The 23,122-nt window shown below is 64.1% G+C and carries 17 protein-coding genes; 9 read left to right on the forward strand and 8 right to left on the reverse strand.

What is annotated here, in order from left to right:
- From ACX80X_RS19335 to ACX80X_RS19345, 3 genes are all read right to left on the reverse strand, one after another.
- A partial coding sequence (locus ACX80X_RS19335; protein ID WP_459313080.1) for a transposase family protein occupies positions 1 to 379 on the reverse strand: 379 nt, incomplete at its 3' end.
- A gap of 394 nt (positions 380 to 773) precedes the next feature.
- A complete protein-coding gene (locus ACX80X_RS19340; protein ID WP_459313082.1) occupies positions 774 to 2,564 on the reverse strand; it encodes a glycosyltransferase family 39 protein in 1,791 nt (596 codons plus the stop codon).
- Between the two features lie 140 nt (positions 2,565 to 2,704).
- On the reverse strand, positions 2,705 to 3,943 hold the full coding sequence (locus ACX80X_RS19345) for a bifunctional glycosyltransferase family 2/GtrA family protein (RefSeq protein WP_459308459.1): 1,239 nt from the start codon (positions 3,941 to 3,943) through the stop codon (positions 2,705 to 2,707).
- A gap of 140 nt (positions 3,944 to 4,083) precedes the next feature.
- On the opposite strand from ACX80X_RS19345, the gene ACX80X_RS19350 reads away from it, so the two are divergent.
- Complete coding sequence (locus ACX80X_RS19350; protein WP_459313098.1) at positions 4,084 to 5,973, forward strand: DUF6541 family protein; 1,890 nt, start codon at positions 4,084 to 4,086, stop codon at positions 5,971 to 5,973.
- A gap of 97 nt (positions 5,974 to 6,070) precedes the next feature.
- Positions 6,071 to 7,432: a phosphoglucosamine mutase gene (gene glmM / locus ACX80X_RS19355; protein ID WP_459313084.1), complete on the forward strand. Its 1,362-nt coding sequence runs from the start codon at positions 6,071 to 6,073 to the stop codon at positions 7,430 to 7,432.
- Between the two features lie 60 nt (positions 7,433 to 7,492).
- On the opposite strand, the gene mscL is transcribed toward glmM, so the two are convergent.
- The 3 genes from mscL to coaA form a co-directional block, all read right to left on the reverse strand.
- Entirely contained in the window at positions 7,493 to 7,882 is a 390-nt protein-coding gene (gene mscL, locus ACX80X_RS19360) for a large conductance mechanosensitive channel protein MscL (protein WP_104062597.1), read from the reverse strand.
- A 65-nt stretch (positions 7,883 to 7,947) separates the two neighbouring features.
- A complete protein-coding gene (locus ACX80X_RS19365) occupies positions 7,948 to 8,802 on the reverse strand; it encodes a M15 family metallopeptidase (RefSeq protein ID WP_459313086.1) in 855 nt (284 codons plus the stop codon).
- Between the two features lie 20 nt (positions 8,803 to 8,822).
- Positions 8,823 to 9,788: a type I pantothenate kinase gene (gene coaA / locus ACX80X_RS19370; RefSeq protein ID WP_252598368.1), complete on the reverse strand. Its 966-nt coding sequence runs from the start codon at positions 9,786 to 9,788 to the stop codon at positions 8,823 to 8,825.
- An 88-nt stretch (positions 9,789 to 9,876) separates the two neighbouring features.
- Here coaA and glmS point away from each other — a divergent pair, with 88 nt between their 5' ends.
- Positions 9,877 to 11,769 carry a glutamine--fructose-6-phosphate transaminase (isomerizing) gene (gene glmS / locus ACX80X_RS19375; RefSeq protein WP_252598367.1) on the forward strand — a complete coding sequence of 631 codons (1,893 nt, stop codon included), beginning with the start codon at positions 9,877 to 9,879 and terminating at the stop codon, positions 11,767 to 11,769.
- Positions 11,770 to 11,779: 10 nt separating this feature from the next.
- The gene (locus ACX80X_RS19380) at positions 11,780 to 12,934 is read left to right on the forward strand and encodes a hypothetical protein (RefSeq protein WP_459313089.1); all 1,155 of its coding nucleotides are present in this window, start codon (positions 11,780 to 11,782) and stop codon (positions 12,932 to 12,934) included.
- On the opposite strand, the gene ACX80X_RS19385 is transcribed toward ACX80X_RS19380, so the two are convergent.
- Together ACX80X_RS19385 and ACX80X_RS19390 are read right to left on the reverse strand one after the other, a co-directional pair.
- Positions 12,927 to 14,222 (reverse strand): type II toxin-antitoxin system HipA family toxin, encoded by a 1,296-nt coding sequence (locus ACX80X_RS19385; RefSeq protein WP_252598365.1) that lies wholly within the window; start codon positions 14,220 to 14,222, stop codon positions 12,927 to 12,929. The two genes, ACX80X_RS19380 and ACX80X_RS19385, sit on opposite strands and share 8 nt — an antisense overlap.
- Positions 14,215 to 14,442: a helix-turn-helix domain-containing protein gene (locus tag ACX80X_RS19390; RefSeq protein ID WP_200950725.1), complete on the reverse strand. Its 228-nt coding sequence runs from the start codon at positions 14,440 to 14,442 to the stop codon at positions 14,215 to 14,217. The genes ACX80X_RS19385 and ACX80X_RS19390 overlap by 8 nt, the downstream gene beginning before the upstream one ends.
- 136 nt (positions 14,443 to 14,578) lie before the next feature.
- On the opposite strand from ACX80X_RS19390, the gene ACX80X_RS19395 reads away from it, so the two are divergent.
- From ACX80X_RS19395 to treZ, 5 genes are all read left to right on the forward strand, one after another.
- Entirely contained in the window at positions 14,579 to 14,926 is a 348-nt protein-coding gene (locus tag ACX80X_RS19395) for a holo-ACP synthase (RefSeq protein WP_252567578.1), read from the forward strand.
- A 37-nt stretch (positions 14,927 to 14,963) separates the two neighbouring features.
- Positions 14,964 to 16,583 (forward strand): NAD(P)H-hydrate epimerase, encoded by a 1,620-nt coding sequence (locus ACX80X_RS19400; protein WP_252598364.1) that lies wholly within the window; start codon positions 14,964 to 14,966, stop codon positions 16,581 to 16,583.
- Positions 16,584 to 16,649: 66 nt separating this feature from the next.
- Entirely contained in the window at positions 16,650 to 18,905 is a 2,256-nt protein-coding gene (gene glgX, locus ACX80X_RS19405) for a glycogen debranching protein GlgX (RefSeq protein WP_252576151.1), read from the forward strand.
- A complete protein-coding gene (gene treY, locus ACX80X_RS19410; protein ID WP_459313092.1) occupies positions 18,902 to 21,256 on the forward strand; it encodes a malto-oligosyltrehalose synthase in 2,355 nt (784 codons plus the stop codon). Before glgX ends, treY begins: the two co-directional genes overlap by 4 nt.
- A complete protein-coding gene (gene treZ, locus ACX80X_RS19415; RefSeq protein WP_459313094.1) occupies positions 21,253 to 23,043 on the forward strand; it encodes a malto-oligosyltrehalose trehalohydrolase in 1,791 nt (596 codons plus the stop codon). The genes treY and treZ overlap by 4 nt, the downstream gene beginning before the upstream one ends.
- The last annotated feature ends 79 nt before the right edge of the window (positions 23,044 to 23,122 follow it).

Below are 23,122 nucleotides of genomic sequence, written 5' to 3' on the forward strand. Positions count from 1 at the left end.
CGTATTTCTCCAGTGCATCGACGGCCCAGCGGACGGCCCGGCTGGTCAGGATCGCCCGCTTCCCGGCCAAGGGATGTTCTTCGCTGAAGACTTTCCTGGGGCAATGTTCGTCGGGGCAACGCCACAGCCGCTTGGCCCACGCGAGCCGGACGGGCCGCCCGAAACACGGGATGTCATGAAGACGGATCTGTCGCCGGCCGTGGCCCACAGCGACGACACCACAGGCGGGGCAACCATTGATGGTTTGTTCGGTTTCGACATGGACAATCAGGCCGGTGTCGGCCTCGGCGACGGAGGTGATATGCACGCCGGGGACACCCAGAAGGGTATCGGCACGCTCACACCACCGCCCGGCGGCGCAGGAAGTAAAGTGGGACAAGTCAGGGTCTCTTTTGAAATTGGAAGCTTGGTCGCTACCAATTCAAAGAGGCCCTGACGCATCTCTCCCGCCGCCACGCCGGACCCACCCCAAACCGAAAACTCAGCGGAACCAACCACGCTTAGAGACGAAGGGCCCGAAAACGGCATTTTGCTTTTGTGTGAACGGTATTGATGCGAACGTGGACCGAGAATGGTCCGCTGATGCCAGCGGGTCTACCCGAGTCTTGAGATGATTTCTGTTCCGGCGTAAGGAGCCGGCGGAAGGTTCAGGAAAAACCTGACCTGCCCACTGGAGTAGCAGCAGGGGCGCTCGTTGGCGAACGACGCGATGTGCATATGAATTGGTGTGAGCAGAAGGTCGGAATCCCGGCCCACCTGCCCAACTTCGAGGGTCACGGCACCAGGTTGAAGTACTGGGCGGTGCCGATTTGCTCTGCATCGTACCGAGCTCTGACCCACTCGACGATTCTTGCGGACTCGCCACGGCCTTCAAGCGTCAAGGGAGGTAGTTCCTGGATGACCAGTGCGCCCACTTGTCTGTCGTCCACCATTGTCTGAAACTGTTCGAGTGTGGGAAACGGATCCGTGCCATCAAAGCCACCAATGGGTAGCATCGATCGTTTGCTCTCCAGTTGGTAATTCGCTGCTGTCTCTGATCCCACCATGGCGGCTGCCCAGGTTGTGCTGGTGGGTGTTTCGAGGAGCCGGGAAACGACTCCCGTTTCCGGTAGTTCACCAAACATCACTGCCACGAAGCTTGGCGGCACATTCGATCCCAATTGCTGGCGATCAGGATGGTCCGTTCGGATGCCCAGAATACTTGGCCCAGCGACGACTCCTGCACCCGCGTGCGGGCTTAGGACTGTATTGACCGACCACAGCACTGGCCCAGCCATCAGTGTGACTGCGAGGAGGCCCGTGGAGATGGTTCGAAGGACAGGCTTAGGTGGAGGAACGAGCTGAAGCGCGATAGTGATTGACCACAGGACCAGGACAATTTGAGGGCCCACTGGGAAATCAGCAGTCGAGCGAACGGCGGAAAGGAAGCCGAGGACCATGGTGCCGAGGAGCGCGACGGCCAGCGCTAACCGAATATTCCGGAGGCTCCGCAGGCGGTACATGTGCATGAGACCTATGGCAGCGAGGCCACACAACGGGGGGATTGCCGTGAGTGCGTAATAGGGATGGACGATGCCAGACATGAAGGCGAGCACGATGGCGGAGCACAAGAACCAGACTCCACAAAGTACGAGGAATGCACGATACGGCCTGCTGCCACTACGTCGTCGCACATGCCAGATGGCAATGCACAGCCCAGCGATGGCGAGCGGCAGAAACCACCCGAACTGTCCGGTGAACTGCGGCTGGAGGAACCGTTGGAACCCTGGCTCCAGTTTTTCCGCTAAGTCGACCGCTGCGGGAGACATGGTGCGGCTGGCGTCCTCGCCGGTAAGGCGATCCAAGCCGTTGTAGCCCAGCGTCAGTTCCACCGCACTGTTGAGGCGTGATCCTCCAACGAAAGGACGACTTGAAGAAGGGGTCAGTTGCACAAGCACGAACCACCAGCCCCCCGCAATGGCAGCCGCGAGAAGGGCGCCCGAGAGATGAAGCATGCGCTTTGCGAAGGGTGCAGTGGCGAACATCAGGTAGGCCACGCCAACAGCTGGCAGCACCAGTGCTACTTGCAGCTGCTTGGTTAGCAAAGCGGCCCCGGTGAGGGCCCCTGCCAAGATAAGCCACCGGGGGCTGCTACGGCGGATTGATTCCAGCGCCGAGTAGGCCACTCCGATCATCAGTAGCGTGAGCAGTGCATCCGGGTTGTTGTAGCGGAACATTACCGTTGCCACCGGCGTCACAGCGAAAAATGCCGCTGCCAGCAGTCCGCTGGCCGCGCTGACATAAGATTGTACCATCCGGTAAAGCAAATAGACGCTCGCGACGCCCATGACTGCTTGTGGTACCAAGATGCTCCAAGGACTCAGACCAAAGGCCCACACAGAAGCGGACATCACCCAAAGGCTGAGCGGAGGCTTGTCCACGCTTATTGCGTTGCCGGGGTCAGAAGAGGAGAAAAAGAAAGCTGTCCAGTCCTGAGAACCTGCCATGGCTGCCGCAGAATAGTACGAATTCGCCCAGCCGTTATGATCCAGGCCCCACACATATAGCAGGCTTGTGACGGCCATAAGCGCCCATAGCGCTCCACGGTCCCACGACGGCCGAGTCAGTCGTCCGGAGAATCGACGCCGTTCATTGGGTGTGCTCGCGGCAGGGGGCATTTCCGTCGAAATCTGATTGGAACCCATCGGGCCGTCGGTTGAAGCCTTCAAGCGACTGGCGCCGTTTTGACGCCAGGGGATGCAACTTTGGAAGTGCCCTCCGAGCTGCGAACACGGAATACCCAGATCCGTAGCAGCGCAAAGCGCATGAGCGTCGCGAGGACATTGGCAGCGGTGAGGGTCACGAGCTCCATGCTAGACGAAGAGTTTGGCGAGATGGCATGGAGGACCAACAGGGATGACGAAGTGATTGACCAAGCCAAAGCGAACACTACCAAGCCTTGGAACTGCTGGGTGAAAAGTTTCTCTGGCCCATTGATACCGAATGTGAAGCGGCGGTTGGCCGCCGTATTGCCAACGGCGGTCAGGAGGAGAGCCAAGAAATTGGCCTGCTGTGCCCCAAGGGGGCCTTGGAATAGCATGAACAAAAGAGCGAAGGCCATGGTGGAAATGGTTCCCACCATGCCGAACCTAATCACCTGACCAAAGAAGCTAGGCCGTGACTGGGGAACGATAGGACGCCGTCCTAGCTCGGCGTAGATTGCTTGAACGGGAATCGAGCCCCTTACCAAGGAACCTGCGACGCGGATGAGTCCGCGGACGTCATCGATCGCAGTCTGCCGGATGTCCACTCGGCTGTCGGGGTCATCTACCCAGTCCACTGGAATCTCATGAATCCGAAGGCCCGATCGTTCCGCGATAATCAGGAGCTCAGTATCAAAGAACCAGCCGTTGTCCTCCACATGAGGAAGTAATCTTCTGGCAACATCTGCGCGGATGGCCTTAAATCCACACTGCGCATCGGAGAACCGCACCTGCATGGTGCGTTTCAGTAAAAAGTTGTACGAGCGGGAGATGAACTCGCGCTTCGGACCGCGGCTGACGCGGGAGTTTTGACCGAGTCGTGTGCCGATGGAGATATCGGAATGGCCGGATAGCAGGGGCGCGACCAACGGGGGCAGGGCCGCAAGATCTGTCGAGAGGTCTACATCCAAATAAGCCAGAACTTCAGCTTCGGATGCGCTCCAGGCATCGCGAAGAGCGTGGCCCCGTCCCTTAGCGTTTAGACGTCGATAAGATACGTTGGGCAAGGCTTCGGCCAAGCGAGTGGCAATACTCTGCGTATTGTCTGTGCTGGCGTTGTCAGCAATTGTAATTTTCCATGTTGATGGCATTTCGAGTGTCAGATAGTTCGCGAGCGTAGTGATGCTCTTTTCGAGTACAGTTTCCTCATTGAAAACCGGTACAACAATTTCAAGCGCCAGGCCCCCATGGCTAGGTTTCATAATGTGTATGCTATAGACACGCGTGGGGGCCTGGCTAGCAGTAAGTGGGAACTTGGGGAAATACTTATGAATTACTTGGGTAATCCTTGATGGATTGGTTTGCTGCCGTACCGGGCCTCGCAGGGGCAATCGCAGTACTCATGATACCCGGGCTACTTTTGGGCTGGACGCTAGGGCTTCGGCACGTTTGGGTGATTTCACTTGCACCCGTCCTGACGGCGTCACTCGTAGCAGTTTCCACGCTTGCCTGTTGGTGGTTGCGGGTTGACTGGAATATCGCCGTGTTCGCTGTTGCAACGGTGATGCTGGCTGGCCTCGTTCTCGTCGCAGCCTCCTTGGCTCGCAGATGTTGGCCGAGAAGTCTTGCCTGGTCGAGCGTTGATCAGGGATCAGGCGTCGGGTACGGGCTTGCTCTCGTGACCAGCGGATCCCTGCTGAGCCTGCGCTATGTGCAGATTGTCGAGCATCCGGGCAATGTCAATCAGGGCATAGATACACCTTTCCACCTCAATTTGGTACGGCACATCCTGGATTCCGGCGATGGATCGCCATTCGCCGTACGCTCTCTGATGGGCGAATCGTCCGGACTGTACCCGCAGATCTGGCACGCGCTGGCGGCTTTGATTACTGAAGCGACGCGATTGCCTTTGGTTGAAGCGGTCAATGCGCTCAACCTTGCGATAGTGGCCGTCGCTTGGCCGCTTGGAGTCCTGCTACTGGTCCATATGGTGATTGGCCCAAAAGTTATTGCACTGCAGTGCGCTGCCGTTGCCAGCGCTGGCTTCTTTGCCTTCCCGTTCACCGTGATGCAGAGCCAGAAGAGCGACTTCGGTCCGCTCTTTCCTTACATGCTGTCGGTGGCTCTTTTACCTCCCCTCATCGCAGTTCTGGCAACGGGCCTGAGATTCGGCAAGACTAGCCTCATGCCATGGCCTTTGGCTGCAATTACGGTAGCCATAGGTCTTCCGGGACTGGTCCTTACGCATATGTCTGGAGTGGTCGCTCTTGTAGGGCTTTCATCCATGTTCGCTGTTATGGCAGCGTGGCGGTCGTTCCGGACCCTCAAGAAACAAAAGTCGGATCTCTACGCATACTTGAAGTGGACAGCGATTTGGGTCAGCCTATTCAGCGCCGGTCTGGTGATCTGGGCTGTGGTGCGGCCTTGGACCTCCACGTGGGACCCATTCGACTCGCTTCCGGTCGCCGCTGGGAGCGTCCTCGTAAATTCGCCAACCCATGGCAATATCCAATGGGTGCTCGCCGCATTAACGCTCCTTGGGACTGTGATCCTGCTCCGGCGACGTGCTGAGTGGTGGTTCCTGGCGTCCTATACTGGTGCGTTTGTGCTCTACGTAGTCTCTGCGGCGGTTCCAGATCCAATTTTTAGACAGATTGTTATTGGCGCTTGGTATGGCGATCCACCTCGCCTAGCTGCGCTCTTGCCCATGTTTTGGGCGGTTCTTGCCGGAGCAGCAGGTGGATGGATAGTCGACCGCTTTTCAAACAATGGGATCAAGTGGGCGGTTTCAATTGGTATCACCGCTCTGGCGGCATCCATCATTATCTGGCCGACGAATTCCGACACGACGCCTGGCCGAGAACGCACCTACGCTCTAGATGAGTCTTCACCTCTGTTGACTCCGGACGAGCTCGAATTGTTGAAGCGGCTCAGTTTCCATGTACCGGAGGGCGCTGTCGTGGCCAATAACCCATGGGATGGAAGTTCTACGGCATATGCAATAGCGGATCGTCGCGTTCTGTTTGCCCACGCTTATACGGGTTCCAACGAGGACAGGCTGCTGGCATCGAAGAAGCTTAATCAAGCTCGTTCGAATTCCGAGGTGTGCGCGGCAGCCAGGCGGGAGAACGTTCGATTCCTCCTCGATTTCGGCGGGCGCTACATTGATCCGGAACGCAAGGAAGTCAATGACTTCCCAGGCTTGGACGGTGCAGAAAGTTCACCGGCCTTCGTCAAGGTTGACCAGCAAGGCGCGGCGGTCCTCTACAGATTTGTCGGCTGTGGCACCTAGAAGTACGACAGGACCACACAGAGATGGTCTCGCTGCGAAGCACGACGTCAGGGACCTACACCCGCCGCCCCGCCTCCATCGCCTAGACTTGTCCACGATGTCTAGATTATTTGGAACAGATGGTGTCCGGGGCCTGGCTAACGGCCTGTTGACTGCCGAGCTGGCGATGAACCTGGCCCAGGCGGCCGCCGTCGTGCTTGGTCATGACCGCAATACCAGTGGCACCCGGCCCCGCGCCGTGGTGGCGCGTGACCCGCGCGCCAGCGGGGAATTCATCGCCGCCGCCGTTGAGGCGGGGCTCTCCAGCTCAGGTATCGACGTCTACGACGCCGGGGTTCTCCCGACGCCGGCCGCGGCCTACCTCGTGGCAGACCTCGACGCCGACTTCGGCGTCATGATCTCGGCGTCGCACAATCCTGCCCCTGATAACGGCATCAAGTTCTTCGCGCGCGGCGGCCAGAAACTTCCAGATGACGTGGAGAACGCCATCGAGGAGCAGATGGGTAAGGAGCCGCAGCGGCCCGTCGGCAGCGACGTGGGCAGGATCCAGCGCTTCTCCGACGCCGAGGACCGTTACATCGTCCACCTCTTGCAGACGCTCCCGCACCGCCTCGACGGGCTGAAAGTTGTCCTGGACTGCGCCCACGGGGCCGCCAGCGGCTGCTCACCCCAGGTCTTCAAGGACGCCGGCGCTGACGTCATCGTCATTGGCGCGGAGCCGGACGGCCACAACATCAACGACGGCGTGGGCTCCACCCATCTCGGTCCGCTCAAAGCCGCCGTGCTGAAGCACGGAGCAGACCTCGGCATCGCCCACGACGGCGACGCCGACCGCTGCCTCGCCGTGGACCACGAAGGCACAGAGGTGGACGGTGACCAGATTATGGCGATCCTGGCCGTCGCCCTCAAAGCCTCAGGCAAGCTCATCGACGACGTCCTGGTGGCTACCGTCATGAGCAACCTCGGTCTCAAGATCGCCCTGCGCCAAGCAGGCATCACGATCCGCGAAACAGGTGTCGGGGACCGCTACGTCCTCGAGGAGATGCGCAACGGCGGATACAACCTCGGCGGCGAGCAGTCCGGCCACGTGATCTTCGCCGACTACGCCACCACCGGCGACGGCGTCCTCACCGGGCTCCAGATTGCCGCGCAGGTCGCCCTGACGGGACGGACGCTCAAGCAGCTCGCCACTGTGATGACCAAGCTCCCGCAGGTACTCATCAACGTCAAGGGCGTTGACCGCACCCGCGTGGGTAGTTCCGACGCGCTGGCGCAGGCCGTGGTCCTGGCCGAAGCCGAGCTGGGCGATAACGGACGTGTCCTGCTCCGCCCCTCAGGCACCGAGCCCGTAGTGCGGGTCATGGTGGAAGCCGGCGACGAAGCCACGGCCCAGTCCGTCGCCGAGCGCCTTGCCCAGGTTGTCCGCACCGAGCTCGCGCTGGAGCTGGTGGCGGACTGACCCGGAAAGCACCAAAAAAGAATGGCCGGCCTCCGCAGGGAGACTGGCCATTCTCCTTTGTCAGCGGTCGCTGACCTTCAGCGCATCCCGGATTTCGGTAAGCAGGGCGATCTGCGGGTCTTCCGCAGCCTCTTCCTTGACGTCCTTGTTGATTCCCAGCTTGCGGTTACGGAGCTCGATCATGTGGTTCATGGGAAGTACCACCACGAAGTAGATGGAGGCGGCCACCAGCACGAAAGAAATGATGGAGGAGATGACGGACCCATACATGAATCCCTCCCACTGCATCTCTTCAACGCCCTTGGCACTGAACAGACGTCCGATCAGGGGCGTCAGCAGGCCCTGGACGATAGAGGTCACGACGGAGCTGAATGCGGCACCCATCACAACGGCTACGGCAAGGTCAACGACATTGCCCTTCATAATGAAATTCTTGAATCCTGTCAGCATGAGTACCAAGCTAGCGCATCGCCGTTAACAGAGGATGACGCCCCTGCAACACATCAGCACGGTGTTCAGGCGTACCCCGGCGCCGCGTCCACCCCGAAGTACTCCTCCACGGTGCTGATGCCCCGGGTCGCCATGTCGGTGGCAGCTTCCACGCCGATGAACCGCAGGTGCCACGGCTCGTAGTAGTAGCCGGTGATCGGGTGGAACATCCACGGATACCGCACCACAAAACCGAAGCGGTGGCCGTTCGCCTTCGGCCACACAGCTGCCGGCTGGTCCGCGAAGCAGGGCTGGAAGCCGCACGCTCCGCCGCCGTCGCCGATGTCGAAGGACCAGCCGGTCTGGTGTTCCGAGTAGCCGGGCCGGGCGCTTGCGGTGTCGGCATCGGCCTGGCCGCGCGCTGCCACATAGCCGTTGTACGTGGCCACCTGCGTGCGGTAGGACCGGTAACCGCTGGCGAGCGTCATGGCGACGCCATCCTGCGCGGCCGCGGCGAACATCGCTTCCGCGGCAGCCGCCGTCGTGCTGTTCAGCAGGGCCGCCTCGCCCGAAACGGCCAGCGTGACGTTGGGCTGGACCAGGTCCGCCGGAACGTAGTCCGCCGGCGCCAGCGGACGGCGCTTGTTGACCACCAGCCAGGGGCTGGCCGGATCCGTCAGGGAGAACTGACGGGGCAGCGCCGCCGACGGCGGGACGGGAGCCTGCGGCGGCGGCTCAGCTGCCGCCGTCGTGCTTTGCACTGACGGGGCCGCTACGGCGGTAGGGGACTCGGATGTCACCGCAGGGGCGGGGGAGGACGACGACGGCGTCACCGCGGCGGGTGCCTCCGGCGTGCACGCTGCCAGGACCGTCAGCCCGGCTCCGGCGGCGAGGAAGCGGGCGAAGGAGCGGCGGCTGGTCCCCGAGGGGCCGCCTGCCACGCAGCCGTGGCACACGTGTGTTAAACCTTCCGCAGAAGCATGCGGCGGATGGAGTGGTCCGCGTCCTTGGTCAGAACCAGCTGTGCGCGGCCACGCGTGGGGAGGACGTTTTCCTCCAGGTTGGGCTCGTTGATGCGCTTCCAGATGTCCCGGGCCGTGCTCTCGGCCTCGGTGGGGGAGAGCGTTGCGTAGCGGTGGAAGTAGGACTCCGGCTGCGCGAACGCGGTGCTCTGGAGCCTGCGGAACCGTTCCACGTACCATTCCTCAATGTAGGAGGTCTTGGCGTCCACATAGATGGAGAAGTCGAAGAAATCGCTCACCGCGAGGCCCTGCTTGCCGTCGTGGCGCGGGCGGGCCGGGGCCAGCACGTTCAGGCCCTCCACAATCAGCACGTCCGGGCGGCGGACCACCACTTCCTTCTCCGGAACGATGTCGTACGTAACGTGGGAGTACCAGGGTGCCCGGACCTCCTCCGCGCCGCCCTTGACCTCGCTCACAAAGCGCAGCAGCGCGCGGCGGTCGTAGGATTCGGGGAAGCCTTTGCGTTCCAGCAGCTGGCGGCGCTTGAGTTCGGCCAGGGGATAGAGGAAGCCGTCCGTGGTGATCAGCTCAACGTTGGGAGTGCCGGGCCAGCGCCGCAGCATCTCCCGGAGCACGCGGGCGATGGTGGACTTGCCCACGGCCACCGAGCCGGCCACGCCAATGACAAACGGAGTGCGCTGGGTCTGTTCACCCAGGAAGGTGGTGGTGGCCGCATGAAGCTGGCCCGCGGCCTCCACATAAAGGTGCAGGAGCCGGGACAGGGGCAGGTAGACCTCGCGGATCTCCTTCATGTCCAGGGGATCGCCGAGGCCACGCAGACGGACAATGTCCTCTTCGTTAAGGGGCTGCTCCATCTGGGCGGCGAGCCGGGACCAGGTCTGGCGGTCCAGCTCAACGAACGGGGAGACACCCTCGCCGTTCGCTTCATTGCGTTGCAAAGTCACCTTAGAGATTCTGCCCCTCGCGCGGCTCAGAGCGAAATGGAGCACCCTAAGTTTAGATCTCAACCCGGCTGCCGATAAGCTGGAGCCCATGTGTGGAATCGTTGGATATGTGGGCCATTCTGCTGGCCGTGTGAATGCCGGTCACAGTGCGTTGGATGTAGTCCTTGAGGGATTGCGCCGTCTGGAGTACCGGGGTTACGACTCCGCAGGGGTGGCGGTGGTCTCGCAAGGTGCCATCGAGTCCCGGAAGAAGTCCGGCAAGTTGAGCAACCTCCTGGCCGAGTTGGAGGAGCGTCCGTTGCCGGAGACGTTCACGGGCATCGGCCACACCCGCTGGGCCACGCACGGCGGGCCCACGGACCAGAACGCGCACCCGCACCTGGCCGACGGCGGCAAGCTGGCCCTGATCCACAACGGCATCATCGAGAACTTCGCCGAGCTCAAGCTGGAGCTCGTGGCCAAGGGCTACACCTTCGAGTCCGAGACGGACACCGAGGTCGCGGCCGTGCTGCTGGGTGATATCTTCCGCAACAAGCTGGGTGGTGTGGCGTCCGACGGCGGCCTGACGGAGGCCATGCAGCTCGCCTGCCAGCGCCTTGAGGGTGCTTTCACGCTGCTGGCGGTCCACGCGGACCAGCCCGACGTTGTGGTTGCCGCCCGCCGTAACTCACCCCTGGTGGTGGGCCTGGGCGAGGGCGAAAACTTCCTGGGCTCGGACGTGTCCGGGTTCATTGATTACACCCGCCGCGCGGTGGAGCTGGGCCAGGACCAGATTGTCACCATCACCGCTGACACGGTGGAGATCACCGATTTCTACGGCGCCCCGGCCGAGGGCAAGGAATACCACGTCGACTGGGATCCGGAATCGGCGGAAAAGGGCGGCTTCCCGTCCTTTATGGAGAAGGAAATCCATGACCAGCCCGACGCCGTGCTGCAGACCCTGCTGGGCCGCTCGGACGTCAACGGCAAACTGACCCTGGATGAGCTCCGCATTGACCCGCAGCTGCTCAAGAACGTCGACAAGATCATTGTGCTGGCCTGCGGCACGTCGGCGTATGCCGGGCAGGTGGCCAAGTACGCCATCGAGCACTGGTGCCGGATTGCCACCGAGGTGGAGCTCTCCCACGAGTTCCGGTACCGGGACCCGATCGTGGACGAGAACACCCTGATCGTTTCCATCTCCCAGTCCGGGGAGACGATGGATACGCTGATGGCTGTCCGTTACGCCAAGGAACAGGGCGCCAAGACGGTTTCGATCTGCAACACCAACGGCTCCACCATCCCGCGCGAATCCGACGCCGTGCTGTACACGCACGCCGGCCCGGAAATCGCCGTCGCTTCCACCAAGGCGTTCCTGGCGCAGATCACGGCCGCGTACCTGCTGGGCCTGTACCTGGCGCAGCTGCGCGGGAACAAGTTCCAGGGCGAGATCAAGGACATCCTGGCGGACCTGAACAAGATCCCGGCCAAGATCCAGCGGATCCTGGACAACGAGGGCCAGATCAAGGAACTCGGCGTGTCCATGGCCGATGCGAAGTCTGTGCTGTTCCTGGGCCGCCACGTCGGCTTCCCGGTGGCCATGGAAGGCGCGCTGAAGCTCAAGGAGCTCGCGTACATCCACGCCGAGGGCTTCGCCGCCGGTGAACTCAAGCACGGCCCGATCGCGCTGATCGAGGAAGGCCAGCCCGTGTTTGTGGTGGTCCCGTCCCCGCGCGGCCGCGACTCGCTGCACGCCAAGGTTGTCTCCAACATCCAGGAAGTCCGGGCGCGCGGCGCCAAGACCATTGTGATCGCCGAAGAAGGCGACGAGGCAGTCAAGGCGTACGCCGAGCACGTCTTCTACATCCCGGAAACCCCCACCCTGCTGGCCCCGCTGCTCAGCACCGTCCCGCTGCAGATCTTCGCCCTGGCCCTGGCCTCGGCCAAGGGCTACGACGTGGACCAGCCCCGCAACCTTGCCAAGAGCGTCACCGTAGAGTAATCGCAGACTGATGAACACCGACGAACTGTTGGACCGGGCGGGGAACCTCAAGGAAGCCCTGGTCGTCTACGCATCCTCACCGGGGTTCGCCCGGCGTCTTTCGCAGGCGTTGTCAGACTTCTCCGGGCTAGGGAGTGCGGCGCATGATCAATGGGCGGAGGCCGTCGAGTCGCTGCTCTATGATCCAGACCAGGACGGACGCGAGCCGCTGCTCGACCGCTATCTGCGCACCAATAAGACCATTGCGCCGGAGGAGCGACTCGTCTACGAGGGTTGGCGGGAGCGTAATGTTATCGGCGTCTTCCGCGTCGATGCCCGCAAGGGTGCCCGGCTTAGCCTGCATAACCTCATCGATGAGATGGATTACCCGGCCTACGCCACAGTCGGGGCGGAAGCGATCAGCGTCGTCCAGCGAGGCGGCTACGTCATGACGCGCTTGGTGCCCATCGGGGACATCTGGACCATCAGCGGGACCATGCGCCTGTTCGGTCCGCGGGACCTCCCCGGGGTCAAGACGCTTGCGGCGTCCCTCCTCAAACGCTTTCCCACCTTGGTATTCAATAATCCGGCGAACGTCGAGCAGGGACGCAGGATCGTCGGAGAGCACCACACCACGTTCCTGAACCTCTTTAACGCGCATATGGTGAGCGGTACCGGGGCCGACATCATCGTGGCGTATCGCGGTTTCCTGAATGCATGCAACCAGGCGTCCGTGGCTGGAGATTCCGAGGCTTCCGCGCTGGTGACCGCGGCCGAACAGATCGCACCGGATGATTCCTTCCCGCCGGATTTGGCAGAGTCCGACGACGTAGCGCTCTACCATCATCCGCAGATGGGTGTGTCCTTCCTCGTCTGCTACGGGCAGGTCGAGGGCGCATACCGTACGCCGCCGGCCGATGCGGAGGACCCGGCTGCGGAACTCCTGCGTGGCTACGTGGAGGACAAGACGGTTCCCGGTTACGTCCTGGAGGACCTCGCAGCGAAATACCCGGACACGGTCGACGCCGCCTACCGGGCTGCCTTGTCCAGCCCCGGATTCCGATGGGAACTTGATGGCGCAGCTCTGCTCCGCCGTCACAGGCCGAATTCTGGCCCCGGTAAGGACGTTCCCGGCGTCACGCCGGTGCCTTCATCACTGATCGATGAATACCGCCGGCTCAGCTAGAGCCAGGACCTGGACCGAGTGTGACCAAAGACGGGTGTACGCCGCCGATCCCGGCGGCTTTGCCGTCCAGAAGATTCCTCGTCCCGTGGTCGATGTACCGTGCCACTTTTTCCCCGACGGCCGATCCGTCGGCCTGTTCGAGGGCGTGCGCCAGCTCTTCGAGCGTTCCGGTGACTGCGCGCCATGCATGCCGTTCATCGAGTCCCCAGGAGACGCCTTCTGCAACCAGGTCCTCTATTGTTAACGACGGCTGATAGGCGCGGGAGTTGATCCGGAGGGACATGTTCAGCTGGCCGTTGGGCGCCAGGGCGTGCGTTGACACGTCGTAGAGCGGCGCCAGCCTGACGGCACCGTCGGGGCTTCGGAGGGTGGAAAAGTTCTTGGCGTGGGCGTCGGTGTTGCCGATGGCGGTGTTGAAGGCCGTGTGCGCGAGCAGCGTCTCGCGGTCGTCGGGCCCGGCGCCGAGGATGTCCCGGCGTCGTCGCAGAAGTCCGGCGAGGTTCTTCAGGTTTGCGGCGGCATTGACACCTTCGAACTTGCTGTCCGTGTCCCAAGCCAGCCCAAGGGCTTGGGCGCCGTCCTCTTGGTGGATACGCTCCACGCTCCGGCCAGAGACGCGGCGGTCGTAGCGTTCCAGGACGAGGACGGTCCGGCCTGCAAAGGTGCGCACGTCGCTGGCGAACGTGGTCAGCCCGATCCGCCGCGCAAGCTCCAGGCAGAACGCCTCGGCGTGCAGGGCGCCTTCGTTTCCGCCCGCCACCGGCTTGAGGATGTGGGTGGAGGCGGCGCCGTCGACCCCCGCGTGCCACACCCCGTCCAGCAGGGCAAGCGTGGTTTTGGGCTGGTATCCGGCCAGAGAGCCGCCGCCGCCCACGGCACCAAGCGCATAGTCGTTGATAAGGGTTAACCTCTCGGCGACCTGCTCATCGGTCAGTGCCTCATAGGATTCGGCCGGTTCCCCGGGGTCCCCACCGACGCGGATCGCACCGGCGACGTCGCGGCCGGCATACGACACCAGCGCGAAGACATCATCGCGGCTGGCCTGCGCCTGTTTGGCAAGGTTCGACCTGCCAGATCCTTCCGGCAGCAGTCCACCGAAGAACGCAGTGGCCGCCTCCGGGGTCGAGGGGCGGGGCCCAAGTGGCAGGTTGGCGGACAGGATCCGCGAGCCGATCCCGAACCGGGCCATCCCGGCGTCGGAGGATTCGAACGTCACTGTGGTCGCGCCGTGGCGGACCATGCGCCCGACGACGGTGCCGTAGAGGTGGACATCCTGCACTTCAGCCACGGTCGGCGCCCTCCCGGAACGTCAGTTCGATTCCGAGTTTTTCCATGACGGCGAAGAACTGGTCGTTGAGCACCTTGGGCTTGCCCGTCTCCAGTTCGGAGAGGTACCGCTGGCTGACTCCGAGCCGGCTGGCCAGCTCGCGCTGGGAGAGCCCGCTGCGCTGGCGGACGCCGTAGACCATCAGGCCCAGGTCGGCCACTGACTTCATGACGCCGTGCACGCGGCCTCCTTGATGAGTTACTCGTAATAGGTTCGTGGTGATTACCTTTTCGTAATCATACCAGCGTGATTACGAAAACGTAATGGCGGGGCCCTGTGTGCACGGCAGGCGGTGAGCGTCCCCGTAGAATAGCGCCATGATCGTTGGCATTGGCGTAGACGTTGTAGACATCGAGCGGTTCGGCCGCCAGCTTGAGCGGACCCCGGGGCTCCGGGACCGGCTGTTCGTGCCCGCGGAACGCGAGCTGAACACCCGCTCGCTCGCCGCGAGGTTCGCCGCCAAGGAAGCCGTGGCCAAGGTCCTCGGCGCGCCGGCCGGCATGAACTGGCAGGACTGCTGGATCGGCCTGGACCAGCACGGACCCATCATCCAGGTCAAAGGCACCGTCCTTGCGGTGGCCGAGTCCAAGGGCGTCAAACGCTGGCACGTCTCCATGAGTCACGACGGCGGCATCGCCACCGCCACGGTCCTGGCCGAAGGCTGAGTCACTTACTGCTCCGCCCAACGACGGACCAGACACCATGATCAGCGCCTATACCGGAACCCAGATCAGGGCGGCAGAACAGCCGTTCCTGGCTGCCGGGATGGGCGATGTTCTGATGCAGCGTGCCTCCTACGGGCTCGCCAACGCAGTGGTCCACGAGCTTCAAGCACGCAGCCGGCGGCTTTACGGCGCCAGCGTGGCCGTCCTCGCAGGCAAGGGTAACAACGGGGGAGATGGCCTCTTCGCCGCCTCGTTCCTGGCCGCCAGGGGAATGCGTACGACGGCGGTACTCACCGCCGGAACGGCCCACGCCGGGGCGCTGGCTGCCTTTGAGCGCGCCGGCGGGCGCGTACACCTCCTCGCCGACTCCAACGCCAGCCAGCTGGCCGCACACGTGGCGGGTGCCGACGTCGTAATTGACGCAATCCTGGGGACGGGCGCCCGTGGCGGCCTTAGGGGCGCGGAAGCCGATCTCGTGAACGGCCTTTCGGATTTGCGCCTGGCGGTAGGAGAGCCAGGCATTGTGGTGGCGTGCGATGTCCCCAGCGGCGTTGATGCCGACACCGGGGAAGCCCATGCGCCGGTGCTGTCCGCGGATGCGACCGTAACTTTCGGCGCAGCCAAGGTGGGGCTGCTGGCGGACCCGGGCGCCGATCACGCCGGCCTCATCCACGTGGTGCCTATCGGCATCGAAGAGGAGCTGCCCTGGCCGGCGCTGCGCAGGTTTGAGCCGGTGGACCTGGCCCGGCTCCTGCCGCAGCCCGGGAGGCGCTCGCACAAATATTCCCGCGGCGTCCTGGGCGTCGTGGCCGGATCCGCCGATTATCCAGGCGCCGCCGTGCTCGCCTGCCGGGGTGCGCTGGCTGCCGGCGCCGGGATGGTCCGCTACCTGGGCCCGCCTGAGGTGGCCGACCTGGTGCGGCAGTCCTGCCCCGAAGTTGTCTGCAGCACCGGCTCCGTGGCGGAGACGCACGTCCAGGCGTGGCTGGTGGGTTCGGGCATGGGTCCTGGCGACACCGAACAGCTCCGGCGCGCCCGTGACGCCGTGGAATCCGGCCTGCCCGTGATCGCCGACGCCGGGGCGCTACCCGCCCTGCCTGCGGTCCTGGCGCCGCAGGTGATTCTCACGCCGCACGCCGGCGAGCTGGCGGCCCTCCTCCAGCGGCTCGCCTCGTCCCCCGACAGCCCGGACTTTGATCCCGCCCCCGACCGCACCGCCGTCGAGGCTTCCACCCTTGGTGCTGCCCGGCACGCCGCCGTGCTGACCGAGGCCACCGTCCTGCTGAAGGGTGCCACCACCCTGGTCGCGTCGCCTTTCCAGGATTTCTACAGCCAGGCGGACGGCACGGCGTGGCTCGCCACCGCCGGAAGCGGCGACGTCCTGGCCGGGATCATCGGTGCGCTGCTCGCCCAACTGGGGTCCGACGTCGGGCGCTTCCGTGATGCGGGCATCGATCCGGACGAGCGCTGGGCGGCGATTGCCGCCCTCGGGGCCAGCCTCCACGGCCGCGCGGGAGCGGCCGCCTCCGGCAGCGGGCCGCTGACGGCCGGCCGGATTGCGGACGCAATACCAGACGTTTGGTATAAAGTCAGCCTGCTTAGTAAACCGGCGGGCCGGAAACGTAATAGTCACACCCACCCGCTACCGTGGGCATAGGTTTTGTACCGGCAGGGGCGGTTTTGTGTCCACACACCCGCGGTCGAACAACGATGAGGAGCACGCATGGAAATCTGGCCCGGAACGGCATATCCGCTTGGCGCCACTTTTGACGGGACCGGCACGAACTTCGCTTTGTTCAGCGAACGCGCCGAAAAGGTGGAGCTGTGCCTCTTCGATGACGACGGCGTGGAAACCCGGTTCAGGCTCGATGAGGTGGACGGCTATGTGTGGCACGGCTACGTCCCGCAGGTCCAGCCCGGCCAGAAATACGGCTACCGCGTCCACGGGCCCTACGACCCGGACTCCGGCAACCGCTTCAACCCCAACAAACTGCTCCTGGACCCGTACGCCAAGGCCGTGCACGGGCAGATGGACTGGGAGCCGGCACTTTTCTCCTACAACCTGGGCGAGCCGGACTCTATCAACAATGAGGACTCCGCGCCGCACATGATGATGGGCGTGGTGATCAACCCGTTCTTCGACTGGGACGGCGACCATAACCTGCGCATTCCGTATCACAAGTCGGTCATTTATGAGGCCCACGTCAAGGGCCTGACCCAACTCCACCCCGAGATCCCCGAGGAGCAGCGGGGCACCTATGCCGGCGTTGCGCACCCGTCGGTTATCTCGCACCTGCAGAAGCTGGGCGTCACCGCCATCGAACTGATGCCCGTGCACCAGTTCGTCAACGAGGGCACCTTGAAAGACAAGGGCCTGAGCAACTACTGGGGCTACAACACCATCGGCTTCTTCGCGCCGCAGAACACCTATAGTTCCACCGGCGACACGGGCCAGCAGGTCCAGGACTTCAAGGCCATGGTCCGCAGCCTGCACCGTGCGGGCATCGAGGTAATCCTGGACGTGGTCTACAACCACACCGCCGAGGGCAACCACCTGGGCCCCACGCTCTCCTTCAAGGGCATCGACAACGCCTCCTATTACCGGCTCATGGAGGGCGACGAGAAGCATTACATGGACTACACGGGCACGGGCAACTCGCTCAATGTCCGCCAGCCGCACTCGCTGCAGCTGCTCATGGATTCCTTGCGGTACTGGGTCACCGAAATGCACGTCGACGGCTTCCGCTTCGACCTCGCGTCCACCCTGGCCCGCGAGTTCTACGATGTGGACAAACTCTCCACCTTCTTCGAACTCATCCAGCAGGACCCGGTGGTTTCCCAGGTCAAGCTCATCGCCGAGCCCTGGGATGTGGGTCCCGGCGGCTACCAGGTGGGCAACTTCCCGCCGCAGTGGACGGAGTGGAACGGCCAGTACCGCGACACCGTCCGCGACTTCTGGCGCGGTGAACCGGCCACCCTGGGCGAATTCGCCTCCCGCATCACCGGGTCCGCTGACCTGTACGAGCACTCGGGCCGCCGGCCCGTGGCATCGATCAACTTTGTCACCGCCCATGACGGCTTCACCCTGGCGGACCTGGTGTCCTACAACGAGAAGCACAACGACGCCAACGGCGAGGACAACAACGACGGCGAATCCCACAACCGGTCCTGGAACTGCGGCGCCGAAGGCCCCACCGACGATCCGGCTGTCCTGGGGCTGCGCGCCCGCCAGCAGCGGAACTTCATCGCCTCGCTGCTGCTGTCCCAGGGTGTGCCCATGCTGCTGCACGGTGACGAACTGGGCCGCACCCAGCAGGGCAACAACAACGGCTACTGCCAGGATTCGGAACTGACCTGGATCAACTGGGAGAACATCGACCAGCCGCTCGTCGAATTCACCGCCGCCGTCAACGCGCTCCGCGCCAAGCACCCCACCTTCCGCCGGAGCAGGTTCTTCGACGGCCGCCCTGTCCGCAGAGGCGAAGGTGAGCGGCTGCCGGACATCGTATGGCTGGACCTCGACGGCGACACCATGAAGCCGGAGGACTGGGACAGCGGTTTCGGCCGCTCGGTAGGTGTATTCCTCAACGGCGACGGCATCCAGGGCAAGGACGCCCGAGGCCGCCGGATTACCGACGTGAACTTCGTGCTGTACTTCAACGCGCACGACGACATGGTGGACTTCACCCTTCCAAACGACGAGTACGCACCGGCGTGGGACATCATCATCGACACCGCCGGGCATAACGCGGACACTGCTCCGGTGAAAGCCGGCCAGACCCTTCCTGTGGATGCCAAGTCACTGGTGGTCCTCAGAGCGCACATGATGCAGGAAGCGGAGCCGGACCACTCAGTAGCTGCATCGCTGGCTGCCCTGACGCAGACCAGCACCAGTGAAACTGAGGCCCTCAGTACGCCCACCGTGCCCGAGCCCAAGAAAACGAAAAAGGTCAGCAAACCGAAAGACCAGGCAAAGTGAAGGCTCCGGCGTCCACCTACCGGCTCCAGATCCGCAGCAGCTTCACGCTCTTTGATGCTGCTGCGACCGTTCCGTACCTGAAATCACTCGGCGTTGACTGGGTCTACCTGTCTCCGATCCTGACCGCGGAACAAGGGTCGGATCACGGCTATGACGTGACGAATCCGTCGTCGGTGGATCCGGAGCGGGGCGGACCGGACGGGCTGCGGGCACTCTCCGAGGCTGCCCGCGCCCATGGGATGGGCGTGCTGGTGGACATCGTCCCCAACCATGTGGGCGTGGCCTCGCCGGCGCAGAACCCGTGGTGGTGGTCGCTGCTGCAGGAAGGGCGTGGCTCGCCTTACGCGGAAGCGTTCGACGTCGACTGGGACTTTGGTGCCGGCCGGATCCGAATCCCCGTCCTGGGCAGCGATGACGACCTCGGACTTCTGGAGGTTGCAGATGGCGAGCTCCACTATTACGGCCACCGCTTTCCATTGGCCGCAGGTTCATACTCCGAGGGCGACTCGCCGCGGGCTGTGCATGACCGGCAGCATTACGAACTGGTTTCCTGGCGCCGGGCGGACAGCGAGCTGAACTACCGCCGGTTCTTCGCGGTCAACACCCTGGCGGGCATCCGGGTGGAGGACCCCGGGGTCTTCGGCCAGGCCCATGCAGAGGTGAAGCGCTGGTTCGACGACGGCCTGGTTGACGGGCTGCGTGTGGACCACCCGGACGGCCTGGCGGACCCTGCCGGCTATCTTCGCTGGCTCAAGGACCTCAGCGGCGGAGCCTACGTCCTGGTGGAGAAGATCCTGGAGCCGGGCGAGGAGCTGCCGGCGGAATTCGCCTGCGAAGGCACCACCGGCTACGACGCTCTGGCCGACCTGGACCGCCTGCTGGTGGACCCGGCCGGCGAGGCTGCGTTGGACGCGTTGGATGCACGGCTGCGCTCCGGCGAGCCTGCCGACTATGCGGCCATGATTTTGGGGACCAAGCGCGCCGTGGCGGACGGCATGCTGCGGTCCGAAATCCTGCGGCTGGCGCGGCTTGTCCCTGCCTTCGCAGACCTGTCGGGTGGCCTGCCCGTTAACGTCGCAGCGGATGCCCTGGCGCAGGTCATCGCGGCCTTCCCCGTGTACCGCACGTACCTGCCCACGGGTCAGGAAGTGCTGCGCGAGGCCTGCGCGGCTGCGGCTCGCCAGCGCCCTGACCTGGCCGACGTGCTGGACGCGCTGATGCCCCTGCTGCTGAAGCCCGAGACTGAACTGGGCCGACGTTTCCAGCAGACGTCCGGCATGGTGATGGCCAAGGGCGTTGAGGATACGGCGTTCTACCGCTACACCCGGCTGGGGACACTGACCGAAGTGGGAGCGGACCCGTCCCACTTCTCGCTCGCCCCGGACGAATTCCACCGGCGGATGGCCGAGCGCCAGGAGTCTTTGCCGCTGTCCATGACCACGTTGACCACCCACGACACCAAACGCAGCGAGGACACGCGGGCACGGATCTCCGTCATCGCCGAGCTGCCGGACCAGTGGGCAGCGACTTTGGACACCCTTCGCGGGCTAGCCCCGGTGCCCGACGGCCCATTCGAGAACCTGCTGTGGCAGGCGGTCATCGGTGTGTGGCCAGCGTCGCGGGAGCGCCTGCAGGCCTATGCTGAGAAGGCTGCGCGGGAAGCAGCCAACTCCACCACCTGGACGGATCCGGACGAGGAGTTCGAATCACGGGTCAAGGCAGCGGTGGATGCAGTGTTCGACGACGCTCGGGTCGCCACGGTGATCGAGGACTTCGTCGCCAGGACGGATCGGTTTGCCGCCGCCAACTCGCTGTCCCTGAAGCTGCTCCAGCTGACCATGCCGGGAGTGCCGGACGTCTACCAGGGCACCGAATTCTGGGACCGCTCGTTGGCGGATCCGGACAATAGGCGGGCATTTGACTTCGAACGCCGCGAAACCGCCCTGGCCGCACTGGATGCCGGCACGAGTCCGGCGGACTTTCGGGACGAGGCCACCAAACTGCTGGTGACCTCCCGGGCGCTCCGGCTCCGCCGGAACCGGCCGGACCTCTTCCAGGGCTACCGGCCCGTTCTGGCTTCCCACGCTGCGGCGGACCACCTGGTGGCCTTCGACCGCGGGGCGGACGGCAGCAGAACTGGCGGCGCGCCCGGTGCGTTGACCCTTGCGACGCGGCTTCCCGTCGGACTGGAACGCGCTGGCGGGTGGCGGGATACCGCCGTCGAACTTTCCACCGCCATGCGGGACGAACTCACGGGACGGACGCACGGCCCCGGCCCGGTGCCGGTGGCCGGCATCCTCCAGCAATACCCTGTGGCGCTGCTCGCGCCCGTGAACGGAGACAACGCATGAGCCTGACGCACCACGGTTCCGGCCGGTTCGACGTATGGGCCCCGGACGCCTCGGCCGTCTCGCTGCTCGCCAACGGGCACCACTACCCCATGAAGCAGGTGGCGGGAACCCCCGGCGCGGATGGCTGGTGGTCCGCGCCGGACGCGCCGGCTGACGCCGACGTGGATTACGGCTACCTGCTCGACGGCGACGCCCACCCGTTGCCCGACCCCCGGTCCCGCCGCCTCCCGGACGGCGTCCACGCGCTGTCCCGCACGTACGATCCCGCCTCCTACGCCTGGCAGGACGCTGGCTGGCAGGGAAAGGAACTGCGCGGCTCGGTCATCTACGAACTCCACGTGGGAACCTTCACGCCCGCGGGAACACTCGATGCAGCCACGGACAAACTCGGCTACCTCGCGGACCTCGGCATCGATTTTGTGGAGCTGCTCCCGGTCAACGGATTCAACGGAACCCACAACTGGGGCTACGACGGCGTCCAGTGGTTCGCGGTCCACGAACGCTACGGCGGTCCTGCGGCCTACCAGCGTTTTGTGGACGCCGCCCACGCCGCCGGGCTGGGCGTCATCCAGGATGTGGTCTACAACCACCTGGGACCCAGCGGCAACTACCTGTCCAGATTCGGCCCGTACCTCAAGCAGGGCGACGCCAACACGTGGGGCGATGCGGTCAACCTCGACGGCCCGGGGTCCGACGTCGTGCGTGAATACATCCTGGACAACGCCGCGCTGTGGCTTCGCGACTATCACGTGGACGGCCTGCGCCTGGATGCCGTCCACGCGCTGCGCGACGAGCGGGCCGTGCACCTCCTGGAAGAGTTCGGCGCGCTGGGCGATGCGATCTCCGCGGAGACCGGGCTTCCCAAGACCCTCATCGCGGAATCGGACCTGAACAATCCGCGGCTGATCTACCCCCGCGACGCCAACGGCTACGGCCTCGCCGGGCAGTGGAGCGACGACTTCCACCACGCGGTGCACGTCAACGTCAGCGGCGAGACCGCTGGGTACTACGGCGACTTCGCGTCGCTCGGCGTCCTGGCCAAGGTCCTCAAGGACGGCTTCCTGCACGACGGCAGCTACTCCAGCTTCCGCGGACGCCATCACGGCCGGCCCATCAACACCTCGCTGGTCCACCCTGCTGCCCTGGTGGTGTGCAGCCAGAACCACGACCAGATCGGCAACCGGGCCATCGGGGACAGGCTGTCCCAGTCCCTGCCGTACGGTCCGCTGGCCGTGGCCGCAGTGCTGACGCTGACCTCGCCGTTTACGCCCATGCTGTTTATGGGTGAGGAATTCGGTGCCTCCACGCCCTGGCAGTTTTTCACGTCGCACCCCGAGCCGGAGCTGGGCAAGGCGACGGCGGAGGGCAGGATCCGCGAGTTCGAGCGCATGGGGTGGGATCCCGCCGTCGTCCCCGATCCGCAGGATCCCGAAACGTTCCGGCGCTCCAAGCTCAACTGGGCGGAGGCTGCTGACGGTCACCATGCGCGCCTCCTCTCGCTCTACCGCTCGTTGACCGCGCTGCGGCGCGCTTATCCCGAGCTGGCCGGCCTGGGGTTCGCGGAAACGGACGTGACGTTCGACGACGACGCCGGCTGGCTGCGCTTCCGGCGAGGGTCCGTGGAGGTGCTGCTGAATTTCTCGGCGTCGCCTGTGCGCGTGGACGGTGTGCGGGGCACGGTGCTGTTTTCAACGGACCAGGACACTTTGCTGGACGGGGATGCGTTCCTGCTTTCGGCACACAGTGGGGCGGTTCTGACTACTGGGGCAGAAGTAACCTCGAGTTAACGTAGACACTGGAGTTACCCGGGCGTACTATTCGCGTACTGACCAGCCGTGATGGGCGGCTCGGTGGTGTGCGGGCGAT

The organism is Pseudarthrobacter sp. MDT3-1 (genome assembly GCF_054510755.1).

What these genes read in the sequence shown, in the direction of transcription:
- ACX80X_RS19340 (WP_459313082.1), bottom strand. Translation starts at nt 2,564, where the DNA reads ATGGCCGTCACAAGCCTGCTATATGTGTGGGGCCTGGATCATAACGGC.
- ACX80X_RS19345 (WP_459308459.1), bottom strand. Translation starts at nt 3,943, where the DNA reads ATGAAACCTAGCCATGGGGGCCTGGCGCTTGAAATTGTTGTACCGGTT.
- ACX80X_RS19350 (WP_459313098.1), top strand. Translation starts at nt 4,084, where the DNA reads ATGATACCCGGGCTACTTTTGGGCTGGACGCTAGGGCTTCGGCACGTT.
- glmM (WP_459313084.1), top strand. Translation starts at nt 6,071, where the DNA reads ATGTCTAGATTATTTGGAACAGATGGTGTCCGGGGCCTGGCTAACGGC.
- mscL (WP_104062597.1), bottom strand. Translation starts at nt 7,882, where the DNA reads ATGCTGACAGGATTCAAGAATTTCATTATGAAGGGCAATGTCGTTGAC.
- glmS (WP_252598367.1), top strand. Translation starts at nt 9,877, where the DNA reads ATGTGTGGAATCGTTGGATATGTGGGCCATTCTGCTGGCCGTGTGAAT.
- ACX80X_RS19380 (WP_459313089.1), top strand. Translation starts at nt 11,780, where the DNA reads ATGAACACCGACGAACTGTTGGACCGGGCGGGGAACCTCAAGGAAGCC.
- ACX80X_RS19395 (WP_252567578.1), top strand. Translation starts at nt 14,579, where the DNA reads ATGATCGTTGGCATTGGCGTAGACGTTGTAGACATCGAGCGGTTCGGC.
- ACX80X_RS19400 (WP_252598364.1), top strand. Translation starts at nt 14,964, where the DNA reads ATGATCAGCGCCTATACCGGAACCCAGATCAGGGCGGCAGAACAGCCG.
- glgX (WP_252576151.1), top strand. Translation starts at nt 16,650, where the DNA reads ATGGAAATCTGGCCCGGAACGGCATATCCGCTTGGCGCCACTTTTGAC.
- treZ (WP_459313094.1), top strand. Translation starts at nt 21,253, where the DNA reads ATGAGCCTGACGCACCACGGTTCCGGCCGGTTCGACGTATGGGCCCCG.